At 63.1% G+C, this 21,907-nt stretch carries 25 protein-coding genes; 8 read left to right on the top strand and 17 right to left on the bottom strand.

The features are described 5' to 3' along the window. Positions 1-24: 24 nt before the first annotated feature. Complete coding sequence (locus EN869_RS11105) at positions 25-987, bottom strand: sugar-binding protein (protein WP_127226726.1); 963 nt, start codon at positions 985-987, stop codon at positions 25-27. A 613-nt stretch (positions 988-1,600) separates the two neighbouring features. On the opposite strand from EN869_RS11105, the gene EN869_RS11100 reads away from it, so the two are divergent. From EN869_RS11100 to EN869_RS11090, 3 genes are all read left to right on the top strand, one after another. Continuing rightward, entirely contained in the window at positions 1,601-2,716 is a 1,116-nt protein-coding gene (locus EN869_RS11100; protein ID WP_167507017.1) for a LacI family DNA-binding transcriptional regulator, read from the top strand. Further along, entirely contained in the window at positions 2,713-3,018 is a 306-nt protein-coding gene (locus tag EN869_RS11095; protein ID WP_127226727.1) for a DUF1778 domain-containing protein, read from the top strand. The genes EN869_RS11100 and EN869_RS11095 overlap by 4 nt, the downstream gene beginning before the upstream one ends. Before the next feature lie 145 nt (positions 3,019-3,163). After that, entirely contained in the window at positions 3,164-3,964 is an 801-nt protein-coding gene (locus tag EN869_RS11090; protein WP_127226728.1) for a class I SAM-dependent methyltransferase, read from the top strand. A gap of 61 nt (positions 3,965-4,025) precedes the next feature. Here the strand turns inward: EN869_RS11090 and EN869_RS11085 are convergent, their stop codons facing one another. Then, positions 4,026-4,727 (bottom strand): YafY family protein, encoded by a 702-nt coding sequence (locus EN869_RS11085; RefSeq protein WP_127226729.1) that lies wholly within the window; start codon positions 4,725-4,727, stop codon positions 4,026-4,028. 126 nt (positions 4,728-4,853) lie between these two features. On the opposite strand from EN869_RS11085, the gene EN869_RS11080 reads away from it, so the two are divergent. Continuing rightward, entirely contained in the window at positions 4,854-5,489 is a 636-nt protein-coding gene (locus EN869_RS11080) for a LysE family translocator (protein ID WP_127226730.1), read from the top strand. Between the two features lie 181 nt (positions 5,490-5,670). Here EN869_RS11080 and EN869_RS11075 read toward each other — a convergent pair whose 3' ends face one another. The 10 genes from EN869_RS11075 to EN869_RS11030 form a co-directional block, all read right to left on the bottom strand. Beyond that, complete coding sequence (locus tag EN869_RS11075; protein WP_127226731.1) at positions 5,671-6,762, bottom strand: 3-deoxy-7-phosphoheptulonate synthase; 1,092 nt, start codon at positions 6,760-6,762, stop codon at positions 5,671-5,673. A 223-nt stretch (positions 6,763-6,985) separates the two neighbouring features. Next, positions 6,986-7,225, bottom strand: a complete 240-nt coding sequence (locus tag EN869_RS11070; protein WP_127226732.1) for a hypothetical protein — start codon at positions 7,223-7,225, stop codon at positions 6,986-6,988. 35 nt (positions 7,226-7,260) lie between these two features. After that, positions 7,261-7,683, bottom strand: a complete 423-nt coding sequence (locus tag EN869_RS11065; protein WP_127226733.1) for a type II toxin-antitoxin system VapC family toxin — start codon at positions 7,681-7,683, stop codon at positions 7,261-7,263. Next, positions 7,680-7,943, bottom strand: a complete 264-nt coding sequence (locus tag EN869_RS11060; protein WP_127226734.1) for a type II toxin-antitoxin system Phd/YefM family antitoxin — start codon at positions 7,941-7,943, stop codon at positions 7,680-7,682. The genes EN869_RS11065 and EN869_RS11060 overlap by 4 nt, the downstream gene beginning before the upstream one ends. Positions 7,944-8,025: 82 nt before the next feature. After that, entirely contained in the window at positions 8,026-8,820 is a 795-nt protein-coding gene (locus EN869_RS11055; protein WP_127226735.1) for an SDR family oxidoreductase, read from the bottom strand. A gap of 30 nt (positions 8,821-8,850) precedes the next feature. Then, entirely contained in the window at positions 8,851-9,843 is a 993-nt protein-coding gene (gene iolG / locus EN869_RS11050) for an inositol 2-dehydrogenase (RefSeq protein WP_127226736.1), read from the bottom strand. 80 nt (positions 9,844-9,923) lie between these two features. Further along, entirely contained in the window at positions 9,924-10,694 is a 771-nt protein-coding gene (locus tag EN869_RS11045; RefSeq protein WP_112097201.1) for an ATP-binding cassette domain-containing protein, read from the bottom strand. Between the two features lie 2 nt (positions 10,695-10,696). Beyond that, positions 10,697-11,773, bottom strand: coding sequence for an ABC transporter permease (locus tag EN869_RS11040; protein ID WP_127226737.1), 1,077 nt, complete (start codon positions 11,771-11,773; stop codon positions 10,697-10,699). A gap of 188 nt (positions 11,774-11,961) precedes the next feature. Next, a complete protein-coding gene (locus EN869_RS11035; RefSeq protein WP_127226738.1) occupies positions 11,962-12,903 on the bottom strand; it encodes a sugar ABC transporter substrate-binding protein in 942 nt (313 codons plus the stop codon). 353 nt (positions 12,904-13,256) lie between these two features. Next, complete coding sequence (locus EN869_RS11030) at positions 13,257-14,288, bottom strand: LacI family DNA-binding transcriptional regulator (protein WP_127226739.1); 1,032 nt, start codon at positions 14,286-14,288, stop codon at positions 13,257-13,259. Positions 14,289-14,467: 179 nt separating this feature from the next. On the opposite strand from EN869_RS11030, the gene EN869_RS11025 reads away from it, so the two are divergent. The 4 genes from EN869_RS11025 to EN869_RS11010 are packed head-to-tail and all read left to right on the top strand — an operon-like array spanning position 14,468 to position 18,019. Beyond that, positions 14,468-15,574, top strand: coding sequence for a fatty acid desaturase family protein (locus EN869_RS11025; protein WP_127226740.1), 1,107 nt, complete (start codon positions 14,468-14,470; stop codon positions 15,572-15,574). A 39-nt stretch (positions 15,575-15,613) separates the two neighbouring features. After that, complete coding sequence (locus tag EN869_RS11020; protein ID WP_042637549.1) at positions 15,614-15,928, top strand: MocE family 2Fe-2S type ferredoxin; 315 nt, start codon at positions 15,614-15,616, stop codon at positions 15,926-15,928. A 5-nt stretch (positions 15,929-15,933) separates the two neighbouring features. Then, entirely contained in the window at positions 15,934-17,163 is a 1,230-nt protein-coding gene (locus EN869_RS11015) for an FAD-dependent oxidoreductase (protein ID WP_127226741.1), read from the top strand. A gap of 34 nt (positions 17,164-17,197) precedes the next feature. Then, positions 17,198-18,019: a 3-methyl-2-oxobutanoate hydroxymethyltransferase gene (locus EN869_RS11010; protein ID WP_127226742.1), complete on the top strand. Its 822-nt coding sequence runs from the start codon at positions 17,198-17,200 to the stop codon at positions 18,017-18,019. A gap of 7 nt (positions 18,020-18,026) precedes the next feature. On the opposite strand, the gene EN869_RS11005 is transcribed toward EN869_RS11010, so the two are convergent. The 5 genes from EN869_RS11005 to EN869_RS10985 form a co-directional block, all read right to left on the bottom strand. Next, positions 18,027-18,986 (bottom strand): DUF1402 family protein, encoded by a 960-nt coding sequence (locus EN869_RS11005; protein ID WP_127226743.1) that lies wholly within the window; start codon positions 18,984-18,986, stop codon positions 18,027-18,029. Positions 18,987-19,176: 190 nt separating this feature from the next. After that, positions 19,177-19,620, bottom strand: coding sequence for a type II toxin-antitoxin system VapC family toxin (locus EN869_RS11000; protein ID WP_127226744.1), 444 nt, complete (start codon positions 19,618-19,620; stop codon positions 19,177-19,179). Further along, positions 19,617-19,856, bottom strand: coding sequence for a hypothetical protein (locus tag EN869_RS10995; protein WP_127226745.1), 240 nt, complete (start codon positions 19,854-19,856; stop codon positions 19,617-19,619). The genes EN869_RS11000 and EN869_RS10995 overlap by 4 nt, the downstream gene beginning before the upstream one ends. Before the next feature lie 135 nt (positions 19,857-19,991). Beyond that, complete coding sequence (hslU, locus tag EN869_RS10990) at positions 19,992-21,302, bottom strand: ATP-dependent protease ATPase subunit HslU (RefSeq protein WP_127226746.1); 1,311 nt, start codon at positions 21,300-21,302, stop codon at positions 19,992-19,994. 5 nt (positions 21,303-21,307) lie between these two features. Then, complete coding sequence (locus tag EN869_RS10985; RefSeq protein WP_127226747.1) at positions 21,308-21,907, bottom strand: DUF2585 domain-containing protein; 600 nt, start codon at positions 21,905-21,907, stop codon at positions 21,308-21,310.

Raw genomic sequence — 21,907 nt, 5'->3', positions numbered from 1 at the left:
TGAGCCGGCGCAACTATTTTGAGCTTACTTGCCCTGCATCGCCTTCAGATTGGCGGCGTAGGTGTCGACGTCATCCTTGCCGATGATCTTGGTTGGGATGATGATCAGGTTGTTGGCCGGGATGCCCGACTTGTCGCCCTTGAGATAGGAGGCCATCAGCTTCATGCCCTGATAGGCCCATTCGAAGGGCTGCTGCACCACGGTCGCGGCGACGGTGCCTTCCTTGACGCCGCCCAGCGTGATCGGATCGTCGTCGAAGCCGACGACGGTGATCTGCCCGAGCTTGCCGGCGTCGCGCAGCGCTTCATAGATTCGCGGCGTGTTGTAGGAGTAGAAGCCGACCATGCAGGTGATGTCGGGGCTGGCGACCAGCGCGTCCTCGACATTCTTCTTGGCGCGCGCCTGGTCGATATCGTCGCCGCGCACGTCGACGAGCTCGATCTTGCTGCCGGCGAGCCCGTCCTTCATGCCCTGGATGCGTTCCTTGGCGTTGTCGGCGCCGAGCAGGCCGACAAAGCCCAGGCACTTGCCGCCGTTCGGCATCGCCTTCTTGGCGATCTCGGCCGCCTGCTTGCCGGCATCGACATTGGACGAGCCGATATAGGCGACGCGCTTGGTCTGCGGCGCATCCGAGTCGGTGGTGAACAGCGCGGTTTCCGACGCGATCTTGTTCAGCCCGTCGGTCGAGGTCTTGGGATCGACGGCCGAGACCATGATGCCCTTGACGCCTGCCGTCACCAGATCGTCCATCAGCCGCTGCTGAATGGCCACCGAGGACTGTTCCGGATATTTGAGCTCGAGATTGTAGTCGGGCAATTCGCCCTGCGCCTTCTTCACGCCGGCCTCCGCCGCCTTCCAGAAGTCTGACGCACCGTTGACGACGAAGGCCAGCGTCGGCTTGTCGTCCGCGCGGGCAACCGCCGTGGCCGTAAGCCCGATCAGCAAAGCCGCCGCGGCGACAGATGCGTTACGGATCATGGAATTCATAGTTCAACCTCCCTTGTAGAACTCGTCGATGATGTCTCGGCTGCGGCCCGGATAACCCTCCTCCTCAAGGGTGTGGCGTAAAGGTCCGCCGACTTAAGAACAGTGCCGATCCGGCCGCGGTCGAGACACTAGACACTCATGTGGCGTTCGTAAATAGTCCGATTTGTCTGACATTTTCGTGAGATGGATGCGAACCCGATGCGGCGATGCCGCCGAATCTCGAGGGAACATCCTTCGCACTTGCCGGCACCGATCCGACGTCCGGACGGTTACGGCGAGTTGACAGTAGAACGCTTACGGCTATTAGTAAATAGTATTAGTTATGAAGCCAAGAGGCGCGATTTCGGAGCGGAGGAGACGCTGGTCGAAAGACGCGCCGGGAGTGAGGAGAGCGAGCGCGGCAAGGCCTGCAGTCGCGCAAGAAAACCCAGTAATTGTCAGCATCGCTGACCTTGTCGCCAAGCTTTTGTCGTGATGCAGCAGGCTTGGCGGCTTGTGTGCCGTGCATGCTAATATCTATTAGCTTTGGCGATTCCGATAGACGTATCGACCTCGACCATCTTGCCGTTGCCGCCGCCTTTGCTCTAGAGCCGGCTGGGTTTGGGAAACGACCATGAGTGAACCGACGGAACTGCGCGATCCTCCCGGGGCTTCCAGGCGCCGCAAGCCGGCCACCAAGCCCAAGGGCCGCGTCACCATGACCGACATTGCGCGCGCCGCCGGGTGCTCGCAGGCGACGGTGTCGTTCGTGCTCAACAATTCGCCAGGCATCAGGCTGTCGCAACAGACACGCGACCGGGTTATCGAGGCGGCCAAAGCGCTGGGCTATTCGCCACCGGTGTTCTCGGCGCTACGGCCGCCGGTGACGCCGTTCGAAGGCCTGGATGGCGTCATCGGCTTCGCGGTCGACCAGCTCGCCACCAGCCCCGAGGCAGTCGTCGCGATCGAGGGCGCGCGGCAGGCCTCCTGGAATGCCGGCAACGTGCTCCTCGTGGCGCAGACCATGGGTGATTCGGTGATGGAGCCGCGCGCCATCCAGGCACTGACGCGGCTCGGCATCTCGGCGCTGATCTATATGACCATCTTCACGCGCGAGATCACCGCGCCGGATTTCCTCTACAGCCTCGAGATCCCGGTCATCCTGCTCAACTGCTACACCGCCGACTATGCCTTCCCGGCCGTGGTGCCCTCCGAGATCGCCGGCGGCCAGAGCGCCACCAGGCATCTGATCAGCCATGGCCATCGCCGCATCGCCACCATCACCGGCGAGCCTTGGATGCAGGCCGCGCAGGATCGGCTCAAGGGTTACCGCCGCGCTCTGGCCACCGCCGACATTCCCTTCGATCCGGAGTTGGTGGTCGAGGGCGACTGGTCGGCCAGCGCCGGCTACGCCGCGACGGTGAAGCTGCTCGGGCTCAAGGAGCGTCCGACCGCCATTTTCTGCCAGAACGACCGCACGGCGATCGGCTGCTACGAAGCGCTCAAGGAAGCCGGCCTGCATATCCCTCAGGACATTTCCGTGGTCGGCTATGACGACGAGGAGATCGCCCGCCATCTCTTCCCGCCGCTGACGACCTCGATCCTGCCGCATCTGGCGATGGGCCAATGGGCGATCGAGCAGTTAGAAACGCCGCCGGCGCCCGGCCGCGGTCGCTACCCGATCACCAAGCTGGAATGTCCGCTGGTGGAGCGGGAAAGCGTGGCGGACGTGAAGAGAGCAGCAGGATGAAGTCCCGAAAGAATACAGCACAAAAGGATGTCATTCAGATTCGGGCACCGGCGGAGACGAAGGCCATCCTTAGCCGCGCCGCAAATTTGCGCGGGATGGGATTGTCGGAGTTCGTTCTGGACAGCGCCCGCAAGCAGGCCGAGGAGACCATTCTCGATCAGCGCACCTTCCTTCTTGATGCCGAGACGCATCAAGAATTTCTTGCTCTGCTAGATGCTCCGAATAAGCCGTCGGAAGAACTTCGTGCGCGCATGGTCCGCAGGCCCGCCTGGGCGCGTTCGCAGAGCCCCTCCACTAGGTGAACATCCGCAAATAAGCGGCCCGCGTGACGTCGCCCACATAAACGTTGACGCACATCACGCTATCCTTATACCTACCACGAAATTGCCTGGCGCCTATGCAGCAATTGCGCCGTCGTTTAGCCTACGCTTATGAACGGAGGCTCCGATGACGTCCACCTTCACCGTCCATGCTGCGTCCGGTTATGAGCAACTCATGGGGCGCTGGAGCCGCAGGCTCGCGCCCAAGTTCATCGACTTCGCCGGTCTGGCCGCGGGCGAAAAAATCCTCGATGTCGGCTGCGGCACCGGGAGCCTGACCTTCGAGCTGGCGAAATCGGCCGATCTCGCGGAAATCCAGGCCATCGATTTTTCCCCGGTCTTCGTCGCGGCGGCGACGGGGAAAAACACCGATCCGCGCGTCACCATCAGCCAGGCCGACGCCACGGCGCTGCCTTTCGCCGGCAATGCGTTCGATCGCGCACTGGCGCTGCTGGTGCTGCACTTCGTGCCGGAGGCCGGCAAGGCGGTGGCCGAGATGCGCCGGGTGACGCGGCCAGGCGGCGTGGTTGCGGCCGTCGTCTGGGACCATTATGGCGGCATGACTGGCATGCGCATGATGATCGACACGATTGCCGCGCTCAGCGAAAGCGGGCGCCAGATGCGCAGCCGCTACTGCTTCCAGCCGATGATGCAGCCGGGCGAGATGAAGCGGACCTTTGTCGAGCAAGGCCTTGCAGATGTCAGCGAAGCCGAGCTGATGATCCGCATGGACTACGCGGATTTCGGTGACTTCTGGGGCCCGATCGGCGCCGGCGAAGGCCCACTCGGCAAATACATGACCACGCTGGACGCGGCCGAGCGAGAGCGCGTCGAGGCCGCCGTGCGCGACGCCTATCAGGCCGGCCGGCCCGATGGCCCGCGATCCTTCGCCAATGTCGCCTGGGCCTGTCGCGGCTTCGTGCGTTGAGGTCGCGGTGGCCAGGCCGGGCAGCGACGGAACCATTGGCCCACCGAAAGCTATCGCCGCGTCAGTTGCCAGCGGCCGAGGCATTGATCTCCCAGCCGTCGACCCAGACCTGCCGCAGCCGGTCGCCCTCGCCCTTGAACCACAGGCCTGCCGGCCGGCAGTCCTCGATGCGGTCGCTGCGGAAATTGCGGATGGCCTGGCGCAATTCGCACCAGGCCACGATGTTGGCGGTCTCGGCATAGTAGATCAGCGCGACCGGACGGATTATGCGCTCCGTCGCCCGTCCCGCCTCGTCGCGATAGGACAAAGCGAGTTTCTCCTCATCGCGGATGGTTCGACGGACCAGCGCGAGGTCGACCGCGGAGGCCGAAGGCGCGGCGAAACCCCAGGCATGCAGCGCGTTGGCGTCGAGGGTCTGCCGCAGGGGCGGCGGCACGGCGCCGGCGATCTTGGCGCCGACGCGTTTCGCGGCCTGCTTGAGCCCGTCGTCGCCAGTGCGTTCGAGCAGCGCCAGCGACAAGACGATCGCTTCCATCTCCTCGATGGAAAACATCAGCGGCGGCAGGTCGAAACCGGGGCGCAATATATAGCCGATGCCGCGCCCGCCCTCGATCGGCACGCGCATCGCCTGCAGGGCGGCGATGTCGCGATAGACCGAGCGCACCGTCACCTCCAGCCGCTCGGCGATCGTCGCCGCCGTCACCGGCTTCCTGGCCAGCCGCAGGATCTGGATGATCTCGAACAGGCGCGAGGCCTTGCGCATTTTTCCATCCGAACGAAACGCAACTGACACACCCCCGTCAGTTGGGGTGACCTATAGGGCGGCCTACGCGCTTGAAAATCAACAGGTTCCTTTGAGCGCTCGCAGGTGAGGTGACCGGCAACTGACATGAGCTATAGCGAAAATCTCTGGCTGTTCTTCGTGCTTCTGTTCGGCATCATCGCCGTGCCGGGCATGGATATGCTGTTCGTGCTGGCCAATGCGCTGACGGGCGGCAGCAATCGAGGTCTCGCGGCGACCGCCGGCATCATGCTCGGCGGCGCGGTGCATACGGTGAACGGTGCGATCGGCGTCGGCCTGCTCATGCATTTCGTGCCGATGCTGTTTACGCCGCTGCTGGTCGCGGGCGCCGCCTACATGGCCTATATCGGGATCTCGCTGATGCGCAGCTCGATCACCGTCGGTGACGACGGCCCCGCAGGGAGCCGCTCGGCCTGGAAGGCGTTTCGGCAAGGCATGCTCACCTGCCTGATCAATCCGAAGGCCTATCTCTTCATCATCGCCGTCTATCCGCAATTCCTTAAGCCGGCTTACGGTCCGATCTGGATGCAGACGTCCATCATGGGATTGCTGACGATCGCCACGCAGGCGGCGATCTATGGCGGGCTCGCCGTCACCGCCGGGCGGAGCCGGGGGCTGCTGGTCGACAATCCGAAGGCGACCATATTTGCAGGCCGCGCGGCAGGATTGCTGCTGTTCGCGGTTTCGATCTTCACGGCCTGGGAAGGGTTGAGCGCGGCGTGAATCCCTGACAAGGAGACACGCCGCACCCCACGAATACCCTTCATCCGTCTTGCCGCTTCGCGGCATTCCACCACCCGGCCCTTCGCAGGCTCAGGGCGTTCGAAGCTCGAAAAGCCAAGCAATTGGCTTTTCGTCCGCTATGCGGACCGCTTCTCACCCCACAAGGGGGAAGGAAGAGGCGTCAGGCCGCGCCCTGACGGCTGGCGAGCATCTCGCGCTTCGCCGACCGGCGCCATTCGACGGCACCGGCAAGGCCGTGCAGCACGGTCTCGGTGGTCGCCCAGTCGATGCAGCCATCGGTGATGCTCTGGCCGTAGACGAGCGGCTTGCCGGGCACGACATCCTGTCGGCCGGCAACGAGATTGCTCTCGATCATGACGCCGATGATGCGTTCGTCGCCCGCCGCGACCTGGCCCGCCACGTCGGCCGCGACCTTGGGCTGGTTCTCCGGCTTCTTGCCGGAGTTGGCGTGGCTAACATCGATCATCAGCCGCGGCGCGACACCGATGCGGCCGAGCTCGGCAGCAGCGGCATCGACGCTTGCAGCATCGTAATTCGGCTGGATGCCGCCGCGCAGGATGACATGGCAATCCTCATTGCCGGTGGTCGCCGCGATCGCGCTGCGGCCGCCCTTGGTCACCGCCATGAAATGATGCGGTTGGGCGGCGGACTTCACCGCTTCGCCGGCGATCCTGAGATTGCCGTCGGTGCCGTTCTTGAAGCCGACCGGGCAGGACAGGCCGGACGCCAGCTCGCGGTGGATCTGGCTTTCGGTGGTGCGCGCGCCGATGGCGCCCCAGGCGACGAGGTCGGCGATGTATTGCGGCGTCGTCATGTCGAGGAACTCGGTCGCCGCCGGCAGGCCGAGATTATTGACGGCCGACAGCACGTTGCGCGCCATGCGCAAGCCCTTGTCGATGTTGAAGCTGCCGTCGAGATCGGGATCGTTGATGAGACCCTTCCAGCCGACCGTGGTGCGCGGCTTCTCAAAATAGACGCGCATGACGATCTCGAGCCGGTCGGCCAGGGCCTCGCGCAGCGCCGCCAGACGGCTGGCGTAGTCCACGGCGGCGACCGGATCGTGGATCGAACAAGGGCCGACGATGACAACAAGTCGATCGTCGACCCCGGTCAGGATGGAATGGATGGCGTTGCGCGAAGCGGCAACGGTGCGCGTCGCCGTCAGTGAGCGCGGTATCTCGCGCATCACCTCGTCCGGCGTGGTCAGTACTTTGAGTTCCTTGACCCGAAGGTCGTCTGTGGTGGTCAACACGGCTTTCTGCTCCTGGTTTAGGAGACCTGCCGGCTGAAACAAAAAAGCCGCCAGGTCTGGCGGCTTGTCGGATTTTGATCTGGAGTTTTCAGATCGAGCGCAATCCTCCCGCCGCCAGCGAGCTGTAATAAAAGTACCAAAACGAGGCGGTCAGGTGGATCATGCGGCTCATATAGTCGATGCGAAGGCGGTTGTCACGTACCCGATGAGGCTACGCATTGTCTCAGCTTGCAATGTACTCGTAGCCCTGGGGAAACCAGATGCCACGCCGAAGCCAGTTGGCCCCACCCAAATTGGGTAGCACGTGATTCTGATCGAGATCGTTCATATCCTTGATGATCTCGATGCTGACCGCTTTTTTGGATGGGAAGGCAAGCGCGACGAGTTGCAGCGCGTCGCCTTCCGATCGCGCAGTGACGCCGACGCCAAGATGACGGCTTATCGTGATCCAGTACGGGTGCATCGAGACGTTCTCTTGTGACTACGGCAGCGCGCTGGTCATGCGGTCCAGGGATCGAAGAGTTCGATTCCAAAGCCTTCGAAATCCCTCGTGTTGCGCGTTGCCAAGGTAAGCTGCTGCGCAATCGCGGTGGCTGCGATCATCCCATCCATCGAGGACAGACCGCGACCGCGCCGCTTGGCAAGGCCCATTAGGTCGCCCCAAGCAAAGGCAACGGCCTCGTCCACGGGCAAAACCCTCTGCTCAAAGCGCCGCGGCAGATCGTGGGCAAGCCATTCAGCCAGTGCCTCGCGTTTGCGGCCCTCATCCATGAGGGCGACGCCGCGCCGGATCTCGGCGATCGACACAACACTGATGAAGGAGCGGTCCTCGTCGAGCCCGTTCAACCACTCCAGAACGCGCGTGTCCGGCGCCGGCCTCGTCACCTCGGACAGCACATTCGTATCGAGTAGCAGCCTCACAGCGGCAGATCGCGCGGTTGGTCGCGTTGCCGCTCCAGGTCGATATCGGCGCCACGCAGCGGCGAGTCCAGCAGGAACTCCGCAAGCGTGCCTTTACGTGCGGTCTTTCGCTGCCATTCCTCCGCTGAGACGACGACCACGCTTGGCTTGCCGTTTTTGGTGATCGTCTGCGGTGAAAACTGCGCGCGCTCGATGACCTCGGAGAGGCGGGCTTTTGCCCCGGCGACCGTCCAGTTGGCGTCTTTGGGTGACGTTAGCATCGCATTCTCATGACTAGTATGACCATCATGACTATATATGGGAATCGCAACGCCGCTGCAACAGGACCTCAGCTGTACTGAATTACTCCCCGATCACGCCGGCTATGTTCTGATCGTAGTCGACCAGCGATCCCGTCATGACGCCGGCCTGCGGGCTGACCATATAGGTGATCAGCCGGGCAAGCTGTGCCGGCTTCACCAGCTGGCCCATCGGCTGCGCGGCCTCGGCCTTTGCCAGCCAGTCGTCGGGCGCGTCGTGCCACTTCTTCTGCACGATGTCCTCGCCCTCGGTGTCCATCCATCCAGGCAGCACGGCGTTGCAGCGGATGCGGTTCTTCCGGTAGGCGCTGGCGACATTCTTGGTCAGCGTCATCAGCGCGCCCTTGCTGGTCGAATAGGGCGTCAGGAAGGACTGGCCGGCATGCGCCGACATCGACAGCACGTTGACGATCGAGCCCGGCGCCTTGCGTTCGAGCAGATGGGCGACAAGGCCCTGCATCAGGAAGAAGGGGCCGCGCACATTGGTGTCGAAGATCTGATCAAAGAGCTCTTCAGTCGTCTCGACCAACGATCCCCGCGCGGAAGTGGCGGCGGCGTTGACCAAAGCGTTCAGCGTGCCGAAATGGCCAAGCGCCGTTGCCACGGCGCGCTTGCAATCGGCCACCTTGGCGACATCGGCGCTGATGAAGATGGCGTCGACGCCATTCTTCTTCAGCACTGCCACCGCCTTGTCGCCCTTTTCCTGCGAGCGGCCGATCAGCGCCAGCGCGCAGCAGCCCTCGTCCGCCAAGGCCTCGGCGACAGCGAAGCCGATGCCCTGCGCGCCACCGGTGACGATGGCGCGCGTTTCAGAATTGCGACCGGCCAAACCGCTCATCGTTTTGCTCCAGTAATCTAGGTCAAACGTTCAATCGACGCGGACCGTCTTGCCCGTCTTGGCCGACTTCAGCGCCGCATCCGCCAGCTTCAGCGCGACCAGCCCGTCCTTGCCGCTCGGCGCCGCCTTCTTGCCCGCAGTCGCGGCAGCTATGAAGGCAGCAATCTCGTTGGCATAGGCGTCGATGTAGCGGGTCATGAAAAAGTCGTGCAGCGGCGGGCGGGTGTAGCCTTTGTCGTTGGCAAGCTCGATCGAGACCGGCCGCTGGTTCTCGGCCGCGACCATGCCCTTCGAGCCATGCACCTCGATGCGCTGGTCATAACCATAGGTGGCGCGGCGCGAGTTGGAGATGACGGCCTGCTTGCCGGATGCGGTCTCGAGGATGACGCTGACCGAGTCGAAATCGCCGGCTTCGCCGATTTTCTTGTCCACAAGCACCGAAGCATGCGCGCTGACGGCGACGGGCTCTTCGCCCAGCAGGAAACGCGCCATGTCGAAATCATGGATGGTCATATCGCGAAAAATGCCGCCGGAGCGGGCGATGTAGTCGAGCGGCGGGGCGCCTGGGTCGCGGGACGTGATGGTGACCATCTCGACGGTGCCGATGGCGCCGTCGTCGATCGCCTTGCGGACAGCGGCGAAATGCGGATCGAAGCGGCGGTTGAAACCCACCATCAGCGTGGCCTTGGTCTTCTCGACCACCGCCAGGCACTTTTCGACGCGCTCGACGGAAAGATCGATCGGCTTCTCGCAGAAGATCGCCTTGCCGGCCTTGGCGAAGCGCTCGATGAGATCGGCATGGGTGTCGGTCGGCGTACAGATGATGACGGCGTCGATGTCCTTGGCCTGTTCGATTGCCTCGATCGTGCGCACTTCGGCGCCATAGGCGGAGGCGAGCTCCGTCGCCGCTTTCTCGAACGCATCGGCCACGGCCACAAGTTCGGCCTGGGGGTTGGAGCCGACGGCGCGGGCATGCACCTTGCCGATACGGCCGGCGCCGAGAAGAGCGAAGCGGAGTGTCATGGAATGTCCTTCGAGGTGGGTTTTATAGGCGGTCCGCGCCTCTCGGCGCGGACGATTGGTTGTTCCTGTCGTGGCGCCGGTCAGGCGGCCTGTAGCTCGGCCTGTCCGGTCTTGGCGCCGGTGATGTAGGCGACGATATCGTTGCCATCGGTATCCTGCTTGCGCAGATTGGCGACGATCTTGCCGCGGCGGAAGACGACGATGCGGTCGACCAGGTCGAACACCTGGCGCATGTTGTGGCTGACCAGGATCAGCGGCTCGCCGTTCTCCTTCAGCGTACGGATGATGTTTTCGACCTGCGCTGTCTCCTGCACGCCGAGCGCCGCCGTCGGCTCGTCCATGATGATCAGCTTGGAGGCGAAGGTCGCCGTCCTGGCGATCGCCACGCACTGGCGCTGGCCGCCCGACATGTGACGGATGGTGCTGGAGAGGTTCGGGATCTTCACCGCGGTGCGGACAAGCGCCGCCTCAGTCGCCTTGCGCATCGCCTTGCGGTCAAGGATCGAGAATGGCCCGAGATTGAACAGCACCTTCTCACGGCCGAGGAACAGGTTGGACGGCACGTCGAGATCGTCGGCCAGGGCAAGGTTCTGGAACACGGTCTCGATGCCTGCCTCGCGCGCTTCGATGGGGCCGGAGAAATTCACCTCCTTGCCGTCGAACCAGATCTTGCCGTCGGTGCGCTGCTCGACGCCGGTGATCTGGCGCACGAAGGTCGACTTGCCGGCACCGTTGTCGCCCATGATGGCGACATGCTCGCCCTTGCGCAGCTCGAAATTCGCCTCCTGCAGCGCGTGCACGCCGCCATAATGCTTGGTGAGGTTTTCGGTCTTCAGAACGATGTCGGACATGTTCAAGCTCCTATCGCCCGGCGACGCTGGCGCCATTGATCGAGAACGACCGCGCCGACGATGATCACGCCCTTGACCATCTCCTGATAGTAGGCGTCGAGGCGCAGGAAGGTGAAGCCGGAAATGATGACGCCGAAGATCAACGAGCCGATCACGGTTCCGACGATCGAGCCGCGGCCGCCCGACAGCGAAACGCCGCCGATGACCGCCATGGCAATGGCGTCCAGCTCATACATAACGCCCATGCCGGCTTGCGCTGTGAGGTTCTTGGAGGACAACACCACCGCGGCGAGCGAAGCGAGGATGCTGGCGATGGCGTAGACCAGCACCTTGTGGTTGGCGATCTTGATGCCGGACATGCGCGCGGCGTCCTCGTTGGAGCCGATGGCGTAGCAGTGCTTGCCGTATTTCGTGTAGGTCAGGATGAGCTGGAACAGGATCGCCAGCGAGATGAAGATGACGACCGGCATCAGGCCCTTGCCGATGGCGGCGAAGCTGTCGGTCGGGAACGAGATAGGCTGGCCCTTCGACCACCATTTGGCGATGCCGCGGGCTGTCACCATCATGCCGAGCGTGGCGATGAAGGGCGGAATGCGGGTGTAGGCGATCAGCAGACCGTTGATCAGGCCGGCGATCAGGCCGCAGCCGATCGCGACCAGCAGCGGCACGATGACCGGCAGGTCGGTCCAGCCATAATCGATGAACATCGCCTTGGGGTTGGGGTTGCCGTTGACGGTCGCGACTTGCGCGAAGCTCATGGCGATCATGGCCGTGGCGCCGACCACGGAGCCCGAGGAAAGGTCGATGCCGCCGCAGATGATCACCTGGGTGACGCCGATGGCGATGATGCCGACGATCGACACCTGCAGGATAATGATCTGCAGGCGTTGCTCGTTGAAGATCCCAGAGACGTTCTCGCGGGTGTTGAACAGGAAGCTGTCGCCGAGGAAGACACGCCCGATCAGCTCGAATGCGCCGACCAGGATGACCAGCGCCAGGAATACGTTGAACTCGGCCGGCCATGGGCGCTTCTTGGCGTCGTAGCTCAGCCCGCCAATGCCATGCGATGTCTGTGACACGTCTTTTCCTCCGAATGACCGCGCCCGTTCTCCCGCCCGATCGGGCGGGAGAGGAACAGAGCGGCGTCGCTTGATCAGCAGCCTATTCAGCCAGTCCGATGCGTCGCGGCACCACTCCGCGGCTTGTCTTCACGCAATTTCGTATGGAAAACCGCTACGCACTTTTCCCGGAATTGCGTTGGCGCAGCTCAGTTCTTCTTCAAGAACTTGTCGATGTTCGCCGGGGTGACGAGCTGGAACGGGATATAGACCTTGTGTTCCACCTTCTCGCCCTTGGCGAGCTTCAGCGCGGCGTCGAGCGCGCCGGCACCCTGACCGGCGGCGTCCTGGAAGACCGTGACGTCGAGATCGCCCGCCTGCATCGCGGCCAGCGCGTCCTGGGTGGCGTCGACGCCGCCGACCACGACAGACTTCATGTCGATGTTGGCGGCCTTCATCGCCTGGATGGCGCCGATGGCGCTTTCGTCGTTGTTGGCGATGACGCCGTCGAACGCCTTGCCGGACGACAGCCAGTTGGTCATCAGGTTCTGCGCCTCGTCGCGCTTCCAGTTCGAGGTCTGCTTGTCGATGATCTTGATGAAGCTGCAATCAGGCGTGGCGATGACTTCCTCGATGTCCTTGGTGCGCTGTACGGCGGCCTGATTGGAAAGCTCGCCCATGATCACATAGACATTGGCCTCCTTCTTGCCGGCTTCCTTGAGCAGGCGGCAGGCTTCCTTGGTCTCGAGCGTGCCGGACTCGGCCTCGTTCGAAGCGACGAAGGCCTGGTTGTCGGGCAGCTTGTCGACGTTGACCGGCTCGCGGTTGACATACACCAGCGGGATCTTGGCCGCGGCGGCCGCGTCCGACATCGCCTGGGTGGCCGAAGTGTCGACCGGGTTGACGATGATGGCGTCGACGCCCGAGGCGGCGAAGTTCTTGATCTGGTCGAGCTGCTTGGCCACGTCGTTCTGCGCGTCCTCGACCTGAAGCTCGACGCCGCTCATGCCCTTGGCCTGCGCGATCATGCCGTTGCGCAGGACGGTGAGGAAGTTGTCGTCGAAAAGGGCCATCGAAACGCCGATCTTGGCGGCGAAGGCGGATGAACACATCAGCGCCGAAAGCGCGACGCCCAAAAGCAGTTTCTTCATTTTATCTCTCCTCCACTTGGTGTCCGGCTGCACCTATTGAACCGGAATCTCCGGTTTGCCCGGAGAATCTCTCCCTGCGGCCATCTGGCGTCGCCATTCGAATGGAACGCCTCTTCCTCCGCTCGAACAGGTACTCCGGAACGAAAGAACCAAAAGGCCTAGTTAGTGAAATATTTATTCCATTTCGTTTGGGAAACGTCAAGGGCGATTCCGACCGCAGCAGCCGGTTTTTCGATCACCATCGACGTGACGAAGACCAAATTCGTCGAAACTTGCGCCAGAATCCGAATGAACCGCGATGAAAGAATCCATCAGCCTGATAGATTGCATCACATCGACTATGCGCTTGGCGCCTAGATGTTTTCCGGCAGATAGATATCGAAGGGCAGGAAGGTCTGCCCCGGCGCATTGGCGGCGCCGCTTTCGATGGCATGCGCCATCAGCCCGACGAGTTCGCGGCACAGCGCGGCGAGCGGCGTCGAGATCACCATGGTGAGGATGTTGTCGGCCAGCGCCGCGCGCGAGACGGCGTTGATCTCGTTGCAGATCACGACCGGCATCTCGGCCGGGTTCGCCGTCCGCAGCGCCGAGACCGCGCCCTCCATGCCGCCGCCGGCGACGTAGCAGCCGGCAAGGTCGGGATGGCGCGCCAGAATGTCGAGCATGGCGTCATGCGTCACGTCATTGGCCTCGAGGTTGACCAGCGTCTCCATCACGGTGAAGTCCGGCGCATGCTCGCGGAAGAAAGAGCGGAAACCGATCTCGCGCAGCTCATGGCCGTGGAAGCGATGGCTGCCGACGAAAAGCGCCACCTTGCCGGGCTTCCTGGCAGCCTTGGCGATCATCCATGCGGCGCTCCGCCCGACCTTGCGGTTGTCGAGCCCGACATAGCCCTCGCGGATGCCGGCGGCAAAGTCGGACAGCAGCGAGAAGACCGGCTGCCCCCTCGCCTTCAGCGTCTCGACGACCGCCGTCAGGTTCGGATGATCCGGACCGACGACGGCGATGGACCGCGATTTCGCCGCCAGCCTGCGCATCTGGGCGGCAATCTCGTCGGGCGCCAGCGAAGCGGCGAAGTCGATCGTCGCGACGCCGCGAAAGCGCTGCGACTGTGCGACCGCCAGTTCAAGCTCCCTGGCGAAATCGCCATAGAAGACATCGTTGCCCCTGAGCAGCAGGAAGCCGAGCCTATATTCCGGCAATTCCTGGCGCATGCGCTGCTTGATCAGCCCGGCGGCGTGATAGCCGATCTCGGTGGCGGCGTCGTAGACGCGGCGCGCGGTTTCCTTGCGCACGGGCAGGCGGCTGTTCAGCACCCGGTCGACCGTGGCGACACTGACGCCCGAGACGCGCGCAAGATCGGTAATTGTCGGCCGCTTTACCATCAATGACGCTCCATCGCCTAACCCGACTTAGGATAATCCATTCTGATATGAAATGATAGAAACTATCTTTGTGATGTTGAGACTATCAGTCCCTGCGACTATGCTGAAGTCGAAAGTCAGCGATGCGCGAGCTCCGCATGGTCGGAGCGGTTCGCCAGTGCGCTGGCGGAGGAACCTCTATGACGGCAATCAGCTCTTCGGCCGCGTCGCCGCGCGACTACAGCCTGACCGGGCGGGACGCCAGGCTCGCGGTCGAGAACGGGCTTGCCGCGGCCGAGTGGTACCACACCGACATCCCGCGCAAGCAGATGAAGGAGCTGATGCAGCGCTCCGACCAGCCGGCGATCCGCGACACCATCATCTGGCTCGCCGCTTTCATGGTCAGCGCCGCGGGCGGCATCTGGTTCTGGGGCAGCTGGTGGTGTGTGCCGTTCCTCTTCGTCTATGGCACGCTCTACGGCTCCTCGACCGATTCCCGCTGGCACGAATGCGGCCATGGCACGGCCTTCCGCACGCAGTGGATGAACGACGCCGTCTACCAGCTCGCCTGCTTCATGATCATGCGCAACCCGGTGACATGGCGCTGGAGCCATACGCGTCACCACACCGACACCATCATCGTCGGCCGCGACCCGGAGATCGCCGTCATGCGGCCGCCGGATTTGCTGCGGGTCGTGCTGAACTTCTTCGGCATCGTCGACGCCTGGCATGCGATGACCGACATGGTCCGCAACGCCGCCGGCGTCATCAGCGCGGCGGAAAAGACCTTCATTCCCGAGCAGGAGCAACCGAAGGCGATCCGCATAGCCCGCATCTGGCTCGCCATCTACATCGCGACCATCGCCTTGGCGCTCTATCTGCATTCGTGGCTGCCGCTGATGCTTGTCGGCCTGCCCCGCCTCTACGGCGCCTGGCACCATGTGATGACCGGCCTGCTGCAACATGGCGGCCTCGCCGACAATGTCATCGACCACCGCCTCAACAGCCGCACGGTGCTGATGAACCCGATCAGCCGGTTCATCTACTGGAACATGAACTATCATGTGGAGCATCACATGTTCCCGATGGTGCCCTATCATGCGCTGCCGAAGCTGCATGAGATGATCAAGCACGATCTGCCTGCGCCGACGCCATCGATCCTGGCCGGCTATCGCGAAATGACTCCGGCTTTCCTGCGCCAGCTGCGCAACGAGGATTATTTCCTCAAACGCGCGCTGCCGCCAACGGCGAAGCCCTATCGGGAAGACCTGCACAGCGACAACCCGGTGGCGGCCGGGGCCGAGTGAGTGGCCCGACCAGCTGACCACGAATTTCAGGAGAAAGAAATGAGCGACTGGGTCGAGGCCTGCGCGGCCGGGGATATCGACGAAGAGGACGTAATGCGGTTCGACCATGCCGGCCGCACCTTCGCCATCTATCGCAGCCCGGACGACGAATATTTCGCGACAGACGGCCTGTGCACGCACGAAAAGGTGCATCTGGCCGACGGGCTGGTGATGGACGACATCATCGAATGCCCCAAGCACAATGGCCGCTTCAACTACAAGACCGGCGACGCCCGCGGCGCGCCGGTCTGCGTCAACCTGAAAACCTATCCGGTCAAGGTCGACGCCGGCAAAGTCCTCATTCAGGTCGGGTGACGACAATGACGGGAGGAATGGTGATCATCGGCGCCGGCGAATGCGGGGGGCGGGCAGCGCTTACGCTGCGCGATCTCGGTTTTGAAGGACCGGTGACGCTTATCGGCGACGAGCCGCATCTGCCTTATGAGCGGCCGCCGCTGTCGAAGGAAGCGATGGCCAGCGAGGCGCCGGTCATCAAGGCGATCGCCAGCGAAGAGTTTTTGGCCGAGCGCTCGATCCGGCACATCCATTCCATCCGGGCCGTCGCGATCGACCGCGCCGCACGCGCCGTGCAGCTGTCGGACGGTTCTTCCGTTCCCTATGACAAACTGCTGCTGGCGACCGGGTCCGTGCCGCGCAAGCTGCCGCTGCCGGGGCTGGGCGGACGCTGCGTTTATCTCAGAACCTTCAACGATGCGCTTGCCATCCGCGCCCATCTCAGCGCCGGAAACCGCGTCGCCATCATCGGTGGCGGCTTCATCGGCCTCGAATTGGCGGCCTCAGCACGCAAGCTTGGCGCCGCCGTCACGGTCATCGAGGCGCAGCCGCGCATCCTGATGCGCGGCGTGCCGGCCGAGATCGCAGAGGTGATCCACGAGGCGCATGAGGCCGAAGGCGTTTCGATCCGCACCGGCCAGGGAATCGCGGCGATTGCCGACAAAGGCGCGAAGGTCACCATCACGCTGGCCGACGGCCAGAACATCATGGCCGATCTGGCGGTGATCGGCATCGGCGCCGTGCCGGTGGCGGCGCTTGCCGCTGAGGCGGGGCTCGCCATCGACAACGGTATCGCCGTCGACGAGCATCTGCGCACCGCCGACCCGGATATCTTCGCCGCCGGCGATTGCTGCTCGTTCCCGCTCGCCGTCTATGGCGGCCGGCGGGTACGGCTGGAAGCCTGGCGCAACGCGCAGGAACAGGGCGCTTTGGCCGCCAGGAACATGCTGGGCGCCGATGAGGCGCATGCCGCCGTGCCGTGGTTCTGGTCGGATCAGTATGGTCTGACCCTGCAGATCGCCGGACTTTCGGACGAGGGCCGCTCGGTGGTACGGCGCGACCTCGACGACAGTGCCTTCATCCTGTTCCATCTCGCCGAGAACGGCAGGCTGGTCGCCGCCAGCGGCATCGGCCCCGGCAATGCGGTGGCGCGCGATATCCGCCTGGCGGAAATGCTGATCGCCAAACGGGCGACACCATCGCCTGAAGCGCTGGGCTCGCAGGCGGTCAAGCTGAAATCGCTGCTCGCGGCGTAGTTCGCCTCCAACCGGCATTGAGGGATCAAGAGATATGGCACGCAGCAGACTGACCGTAGCCGATTTGCAGTCGTTGAAGGGTAAGCGCCAGCTTTCGAAGCTGCGCGTCTTTTCGCTTGAAGAGGCCGAGGCCGCCGAACGCGCCGGTATCGACCTCATCTCGGTCCCGTATGATGTGATGCTCGACCCGCGCTTTCGCGACGCCGCGCCCACATGCTTTGCCATTCCCGGCGATGAACGCATGAAACTGGGCGCCACCACGAACGAGATCCTGCGCATGGCAGTCAGGCTGCGCGCGGCAAGCGCCGACGCCATCTATTGCTCGGCCAGCCTGCAGACGATTCGCCGACTGCGCGACGAGCTCATTCCGGTCTGCGGCCATGTCGGCCTGATCCCGGCGCATGCGACCTGGACGGGTGGCTTCAAGGCGGTCGGCAAGACCGCTGAAAGCGCTGCCTTGGTGTGGAGGCAGGTCAAGGACCTCGAAGCGGCCGGAGCCTTCGCGGCCGAAATCGAGGTGGTGCCGGCAGGTGTCGCCGCCGCGATCTCGATGCGCACGCCGCTGATCATGATCTCGATGGGCGCGGGCACGGGCTGCGACGCGCAATATCTATTCTCGGAAGACGTGCTTGGCTCCAATCGCGGGCACTATCCGCGCCATGCCAAGCGCTACCGGGACTTCGGGGCGGAGTTCGATCGCCTCCAGAACGAGCGCATCGCCGCCTTCCGCGAATATGCCGACGACATCCAGTCCGGCGCCTATCCGGAGCCGCGCCACATCGTGGAGGCGGCCCCCGAGGAAATGCGCCAATTCGAGGCGTATCTCGCCTCGGAGGGTCACCGAGCGACTGGCTAAGGGCGCCCTAGAACAGCGCCTTCAGCTCATCGAGCTTGTCGTTGACCAGCCAGCCATAATAATTCTCCTCGGGCAGCTTTTCCGGTTCGCCGGCGGCGCGGCGCTTGTCGTTCTCGGCCTTCAGCGCATAGGCGCGCTGTTCGGGATTGCCGACATTGTAGAGCGTGGCGGTCAGGCCCGGATTTTTCGAGATGTCGAAGCCGGCAATGGTCCGGTAGGCGTCGATGGATTTTTTGATGGTCGCGGCGACGTAGGGCAGCGTCAGGTCCGGATCCATAATGGTCTTGTAGACCGTGTTGGGGTCGTTCACGTTGAGCTCGGGCAGGCCCGAGACCTTGTGCACCAGGTCGCTCATCTGCAGCGCCGTCAGCGGGTTCAGCTGGCCGAGGCCGAAAGTCTGGCCGGCATAATAGGGCTGGAAGAAGGTGGCGCCGAAGCGGTCGTTGGGGAAATCCTCGCCGCCGACACTCTTGCCGCGGAAGGCATGGTTCCAGACCTGCTCGCGGCATTCCCACAGATCGTAGCTGTCGTCCATGCCGGCGCATTTCTTGAATTCCGGGCGCTGGACGAAATCGCTGACATCCTCGCCATCATAGGCAAAGGTCAACTTGCTCGACAGATAGGACATCGCCTTGACGTAATAGGTCTGCAGCCGGTCGTAGGCGTCGACATTGTAGGTATGCTCGCCAACGATGGCGCCGACGATATGCATCGGATCGATGCCGTAGGCAGCCGCCACCTTCCTGATCTTGCCGCGCAGCTCGGCATCGTTCTGCAGCAACGCGTAGACTTTCCGGTACTTGGCCTGGAAGGTGGTGTTGGTTGCCTGGGTGCGCCGGCTCGACGCGCCCGGAATATCCGGCTGCACGCTGTTGCGGTTGCCCGGAGGCACCAAGGTCGCGGCATCGGCGATCGTCACCGCCGCCGCCAAAGCGATGCCTAGAAAAAGCAGGATATATTTCTTCATGCCGCCGCCTTTGAATTCGCGGCAAACTAGGAAAAGCGCACGACAGAGTCGAGAGAAGGCGCTGTCAAACCGGATCGAAACCTGGCCAGATGGTACCATCTGGCCACACTGCAGGTTTGAGGTAAGGGACCGTGGTGAGGCGCCGTTGCGTTGCCGCCTGACAAGAACCGGCGGGCATCGATCGACGGCATTAATTCGAACCGGCTGAGAGCTGCTCCAAGGTCACGCAGAGATTGGCGATTTCACGGGGAGCCTTCTGGTGCAGCACTCGGACCAGGCGCTCATCCGCGGTCACAAAGCGACAGTTTCGGCTCATCGCAAGGCAGACATACATGCAGTCATAGGCCGGATGACCGATAACCGTCGCCAGCTCGGTCGCTTTGGCAAGCAATCCCCGCATGCCGAACAATTCGATATCGCCGCGTTCCAGCAAGCTTGCGGCCATCTTCGCCTCTTCGCGACTGACTTCACTGCGCTGGACCTTTTTCCAGAGAATGTTGGCGCACTCAACGATCAGCAGTTCCGGCGCTGCGAAGCGTCGACCATGCCGCAAGCCAAGCGCCAGAGGCGTACCCTCCTCCTCGACCACCCATTTGACCGCGATGCTGGCGTCGACGACGAGCGTTTCCGTCACCGTTCGTCACGTCCTTCGCGCAGCAGCACTTCGGAAGGTGTCTGCTTTCGCTGCGCAGTGAGCCGCCGCAGCTGGGCGGCCAGCTCATCGAACGAGGGCTCGCTCTCCTTTTCCAGCGCCTGTCTAAGGATTTCACGATGCTCGGCCTCAGCCGAGCGCCCATGCCGGGCGGCACGCATCTTCAGCTTGGCGATCAAGTCGTCATCCAGATTGCGGACGTGTAGATTTCCGGCCATGCGCTCCTCATGCTCTCATTGAGCACAATGATAGCAGTGAGACAGGCTTCAATCAAGATCCGCTCCGATGCGGCAGATATCCATCCCATCCGCGCGACGAGCGAGGGGAAGGAGTGCTGCCGCCGGCAGCGGAGCCTAGAGGATGAAGCGCGACAGGTCGGTGTTGCGCGACAGGTCGCCGACATGCTTCTCGACATAAGCGGCGTCGATAGTGACCGCCGTGCCGTTGCGGTCCGGCGCATCGTAGGAAATCTCGTCCAGCACGCGCTCCATCACCGTCTGCAGGCGCCGGGCGCCGATGTTCTCGACGCTGGCGTTGAGGTCGACGGCGATGCCCGCGAGCGAATCGATCGCGTCGTCGGTGAAGGTCAGCTCGACGCCTTCGGTCTTCATCAGCGCGATATACTGCTTGATGAGGCTAGCCTCGGTCTCGGTGAGGATGCGGACGAAATCCGACTTCTCCAGCGCGCGCAGCTCGACGCGGATCGGCAGGCGGCCCTGCAGCTCCGGCAAAAGGTCGGACGGCTTGGAAACGTGAAAGGCGCCGGACGCGATGAACAATATATGGTCGGTCTTGATCGGCCCGTATTTGGTCGCAACCGTCGTGCCTTCGACCAGCGGCAGCAGGTCTCGCTGCACGCCCTCGCGCGACGGGCCGCCCGAAATGTCACTCCTAGCCGCGATCTTGTCTATCTCGTCGAGGAAGACAATGCCGTCATTTTCGGCCGATTCCAGTGCCCGGCGCACCACCTCGTCCTGGTCGAGCAGCTTGTCGGACTCGTCGTTTACCAGCAGCGCGTAGGAATCGCGCACCGTGGTCTTGCGGGTCTTCGTCCTGCGGCCGCCCATCGCCTTCGACAGCACGTCGTTGATGTTGAGGACGCCGACATTCGCGCCGGGCATGCCGGGAATCTCGAAGCCGGGCATGCCGCCGGTGCCGGTGTCGGCCACCTCGATCTCGATCTCCTTGTCGTCGAGCTCGCCGTCACGCAGCTTCTTGCGGAAACTGTCGCGCGTGGCCGGGCTCGCCGTCTTGCCGACGAGGGCTTCAAGCACGCGTTCCTCGGCATTGATCTGGGCGCGGGCGGTGACGTCCTCGCGCATCTTCTCGCGCGTCAGGCCGATGGCAACCTCGACGAGGTCGCGCACGATCTGCTCGACATCGCGGCCGACATAGCCGACCTCGGTGAATTTTGTGGCTTCGACCTTGACGAAGGGTGCGCCGGCGAGCCGCGCCAGGCGGCGCGAGATCTCGGTCTTGCCGACGCCGGTCGGGCCGATCATCAGGATGTTCTTCGGCATCACCTCTTCGCGCATCTGGCCTTCCAGCTGCTGGCGGCGCCAGCGGTTGCGCAAGGCAATGGCCACGGCGCGCTTGGCGTCCTTCTGGCCGATGATGAAGCGGTCGAGTTCCGAAACGATTTCACGGGGAGAAAAGGTGCTCATATTACTCAAATTCCACTTTGCCACTGCTTGATGGACTCGAACGGATGCAGCAGCATGATCACGTTGAGCGTCAGATTGTCCCGGATGATGTAGCCCGTGCCGAGCTCGAAGATGAGCGCCAGGGCAATGATCACCCATATAGGTAGCTTTCGCGCCATCACAAATCCCAGCGCCATGAACAGCGTGTCGGACACCGAGTTGATGATCGAATCGCCGTAATAGTTGAGCGAGATGGTGCCGGCGCGGTAGCGGTCGATGATGAACGGGCTGTTTTCCAAAAGCTCCCAGCCGCCCTCGATGAAGACGGCAAAGGCGAGCCTTAAGCCTACCGGCGAGCGCGGGAACAGTGCCCAGGCCAGACAATAGAACAGGAACCCGTGGATGATGTGCGAGAAGGTGTACCAGTCGGCGATGTGCTGGGAATTCTCCGAGCTGTTGACCACGCCATGCCAGAGCTTGACGTAGCCGCAGGTGCAGATCGGCGGATGGCCCATGCCGTACAAGGCACCCGCCTGAAAGATGATCAGGGCGAGCACGAGCAGCAGGCCCATGCGCCAGCTGTCCTCATAGGCCGAAAGCGTCTTATCCTCTCCGGATGCGGTCAT

The organism is Mesorhizobium sp. M2D.F.Ca.ET.226.01.1.1, from assembly GCF_004022705.2.
Lineage (GTDB): Bacteria > Pseudomonadota > Alphaproteobacteria > Rhizobiales > Rhizobiaceae > Mesorhizobium.
The sequence above is the reverse complement of the archived record's forward strand: the minus strand, read 5'-3'. Positions and strand labels throughout refer to the sequence as shown.